5 protein-coding genes are annotated in these 3914 nt (G+C 40.6%); 2 read left to right on the top strand and 3 right to left on the bottom strand.

Features of this window, described 5'->3' with window-relative positions; genetic code table 11:
• Positions 1 to 565: 565 nt before the first annotated feature.
• Positions 566 to 1102: an EF-hand domain-containing protein gene (locus ACM0OR_RS27860; protein WP_414579647.1), complete on the top strand. Its 537-nt coding sequence runs from the start codon at positions 566 to 568 to the stop codon at positions 1100 to 1102.
• Between the two features lie 286 nt (positions 1103 to 1388).
• Positions 1389 to 1946 carry a CAP domain-containing protein gene (locus ACM0OR_RS27865; protein ID WP_414579648.1) on the top strand — a complete coding sequence of 186 codons (558 nt, stop codon included), beginning with the start codon at positions 1389 to 1391 and terminating at the stop codon, positions 1944 to 1946.
• Positions 1947 to 2094: 148 nt separating this feature from the next.
• Here ACM0OR_RS27865 and ACM0OR_RS27870 read toward each other — a convergent pair whose 3' ends face one another.
• From ACM0OR_RS27870 to ACM0OR_RS27880, 3 genes are all read right to left on the bottom strand, one after another.
• Positions 2095 to 2463: a hypothetical protein gene (locus ACM0OR_RS27870; RefSeq protein WP_190708396.1), complete on the bottom strand. Its 369-nt coding sequence runs from the start codon at positions 2461 to 2463 to the stop codon at positions 2095 to 2097.
• 306 nt (positions 2464 to 2769) lie between these two features.
• Complete coding sequence (locus tag ACM0OR_RS27875; protein WP_323267500.1) at positions 2770 to 3222, bottom strand: retroviral-like aspartic protease family protein; 453 nt, start codon at positions 3220 to 3222, stop codon at positions 2770 to 2772.
• A 246-nt stretch (positions 3223 to 3468) separates the two neighbouring features.
• On the bottom strand, positions 3469 to 3914 hold a 446-nt coding region (locus ACM0OR_RS27880; RefSeq protein ID WP_414579649.1), incomplete at its 5' end, for a WD40 repeat domain-containing protein.

The following is a 3914-nucleotide window of genomic DNA, read 5'->3' on the forward strand; positions in this document are numbered from 1 at the left end:
TTGGCGAATTCCACCTTGATTATCGCTCCTTAATATTTAGATGCGTTCGCCCTGGGACAGGGGATAGGTGACAGGTGACAGGTGACAGGTGAGTTTGCACTGTGCCAGTTGCGTAAGTCCTGACTATTTCAAGTAATTATTGATTTTGTTCTTGTGTCAGCTTAAATATGTGCTTTTTTGGCATACCCTATGCTTTGCGATCGCTCAACTCTCTATTTCGATTCTAACCCAGCAAAATTAATGAGATGAACCACTAGTCTGAGAGATGTTTGATAATGAGTACGAGTGATTACTGTAATGGATGGGATGAAAACTCGTAGCGAAGCAGGTGAATAGACACTGGAGCATTTTATATTTAATTGCACCTAGCTACTCAGAGCTTTTGAATGTTAGATCAATTTGCAGAACTTACTTTTATTTCTTAATTGCATTTTGACAGTTTTTGACCCCGATTTTTTCTGGCTTTGTGAGAAATCCGGGTTCAATCTGTATTTGTGATTGTGGTTATCAATTACGTACTGTTGTGGTAATGTAAGTATGTTTTGGTAAGTAAAAGGGAAAAGCTTTGTTAAGCGAATATCATAGAAAAAAGTTACTGCATCACTTTTACTGTCTGGATGCTGATAATTCAGGCTTCATTGGGAAAGAAGATGCTGAGATTTTTGCTGAGAGGTTTGCCAACATCCGTAGCGCAGAGATTGGTTCAGAGATTCACAAAGATATGTTGTTTAAGTGGCTTCATATTTGGGAGAATTTTTGGTCAAAAGCAGACTTGGATGGAGATGGTAAGGTAAGTCCCGAAGAATTTTGTCAGGGCATAGAGGAAGCGGTTTCAAATCCAGATTACAATGACCCTTTAATAGAAACTTTGTTTGACATTATTGATTTAGACAGCGATGGTCATATATCAGAACAAGAACATCGTCTTTTCTTCAGTGTGTTTGACCTAGATGCTGAAAAATCAGCTTTTGTCTTCTCCAAGCTTGATATCGATAAGGACGGCATCCTTTCTAAAAAAGAGTTTGTTTCTGCTAAGAGAGAATTTCTAACTGAAAAAGAACCCGGTGCTGTAGGCAACTGGTTTTGGGGTTCTGTGGAGTAATGCGCGTAGTCCTGTATCATGGGGTCTCTACAAAAAACATGGGGTCTTCAAATACACTGCTGCGATCAAGCAAGTCAAATACATTCTAAGTTCATTGGCACTTGATGCCAAAGAGTAGACACCAAGCTCGTTGTGATTTGAACAATAAGTAAAAAGTCAGGAAAGAAGATTTGAGTTGTTTCTTTGATTCTTTATAGGTAATGTGTGCAACTAGTAGGATGTTCTAAGGCTACAGATTCTTGGGACTGACGTTTTATCTGTGTCTGAAACACCTACGAAAATAACTATGAATCGATTGCCTCAAAAATTATACTTAGTGTGGGTCGCGATCGCGCTATCATCTACTGGGTGTGAGCAAATCACCAAACAATTGCCACCTCTGCCCAACATTGACATACCATTAAACCAATCCCCACAACCATCAATTACTCCTGAATCTGCCACAACTGCCCAAATCGAGTCCGAAATTCGTCAAGGTATTAACCAAGTAAGACAAAAAAATGGTCTACAGCCCCTCAAAGATCATCCAAAATTAGCACAAGTTGCCCGTAAATATAGCCGCCAGATGGCTGATAAAAACTTTTTTAGCCATACTGGTGCTGACGGTAGCACACCACAAGAAAGAGTTACGAGAGACGGTATTCTTTATTCAGTTGTGGGTGAGAACTTATTCAAGAGTCAAAATGTGCCTAGACCAGTACCAGCAGCCATTGAAGGCTGGATGAAAAGTCCCGGACACCGAGAAAATATTCTGCGTCCAGTGTTTACGGAAACAGGTGTGGGAGTTTGGCGAGAGGGTAATACTTACTACGTTACCCAGTTATTCTTAAGACCATTTCCGTAGTAATTCCAGCTATGGGGTGTTGGGTTTCGTTCCTCAACTTAACCTACACCTTATGATCATAGTGATAGGTGCGATCGCATATTGCCTAAATTTAAATCCCGACTTTTTATAGCAGTCGGGACTCTGGGTAATAAATTTTACTGTATTCTTATCTTGAGATAGCAGTCAAAACCGCCTTTTGACGCATAGCACGTTTGCGATCGCTCTTTCGCGTACCTCCAGCCATTTGGTACTCATGGCTATTATTACCAAATTTATAAGCAATACCACGTAAAATATTTTCAGAATAGTCTGCTAAATCTTGTTCATATTCGACAATCTGAGTTAATAAAACGTCAATAGTGGAGAGGGTGGTATTGTATGCTTCAAGAGATTTTCTGAGGCTTTCAATTTTCTTGGTATAATCTTGAACCGTCAACCCCTCTCCTACATCTAAAGTTGGACTAATAGATTTAATGCTTGCTAGACGTATCTCAGCTTTATCAAGCATACGTGAATTGCGTTTTTGTCTTGCCATATTTAATACTCATCTTCCAAATTGATCCCAACTCTATAGTGGACAATTTTTTAAGGCGTTGTCATACGTAAAATTGTTGATTTTTATGAAAAAATTTAAAGATTAACTACTTAACGTCAAGGCAAAAGCTGCTACAGACTAAGCGAAACACTTAAAAGGGAAAGCGGAAATAACTTCAGGGAAGTTGCAAATAACTTCAAGGAAGGCGGAAGTAACTTCAGGGAAGTTGCAAATAACTCCAAGGAAAGCGGAAGTAACTTCAGGGAAGATGGAATTTACTTCAGGGAAGAGGGAAGTAACTTCAAGCTAGATTCTCATGACGGGATAGTTGGGATGCTCAGGATTTGGTACAAGTTGCTGATTTTTACAATCTACTAATAAATCTAGCGTTTCCAATACTGTTTGCCCAATCAGCACAATATTTCCTGTAACTAATGTAGCTTCAGTAGTTTCTCTCCCTTCTAATTCTATAATTACAGGTTCTGTTACGCCGATAGATTCTTCCATACCGTTAGCATATTCCGCAACCTGCTGACCTCGGATTCTCAAACCTAACTGCTGTACAATCGACATAGGCAAAACGGTACGCACTGCGCCAGTATCCACCAGTGCTTCAGTTTCACATAAGCGCAACATATTGGGATTGAGCATTCCTCGACTCACAAGGGCTTCGTCTATGGCATTTGTTAGTTTAACTTTGATGCGAACTGCACCCATAGAATCATTATTGGGATTATTGGCATAATTGAGATTTACCATATTAGATATATCCTAGAAAATTACCTAGAGAAAATTTGTTAGTTTTTTAATTAACTATTCTCGCGTGAGAATCTATCGCTTTCTCTAAAAGTTATTCTCAGTATACCAATCGCATCCTTCCCCAAAGTGCGATCGCCCCTCAAGTTTTTTTACAGCGCGTTCACGGAGTGACTCTGAAAGAGTATCGCCTTCAATATTTCCCCAAAGCACAAAGCCTCAAACCCTTTTCCCCCTGCCCCCTGCCTCTTACTTGCTGCCAATACCATCACACAAGTGCCTGTCACTCTCGCTGACATCAGGATTATTCTCTAAATAACCGCGTACAAAATCGCAATTGTTCCGTATTAAAGGGTCTAACTCCAAGTCTGGAAGATTCCAGAGTTTGATTGTGTTGTCCCAACTGCCAGAAGCCAATGTCTTGCTGTCGGGGCTAAAACTCACGCTACTGACACGTTCACTATGCCCGTTAAGGGTGCGGATTTCCTTGCCTGTCTCTAGATTCCAGAGTTTGATTGTCTTGTCATCACTGCCAGAAGCCAAAGTCTTGCCGTCGGGGCTAAAACTCACGCTCCAGACAAATTCACTATGCCCGTTAAGGGTGCGAATTTCCTTGCCTGTCTCTAGATTCCAGAGTTTAATTGTCTTGTCCCCACTGCCAGAAGCCAATGTCTTGCCGTCGGGGCTAAAACTCA

This window comes from Anabaena sp. CCY 9402-a (assembly GCF_963920945.1).
GTDB lineage: Bacteria > Cyanobacteriota > Cyanobacteriia > Cyanobacteriales > Nostocaceae > Trichormus > Trichormus minutissimus.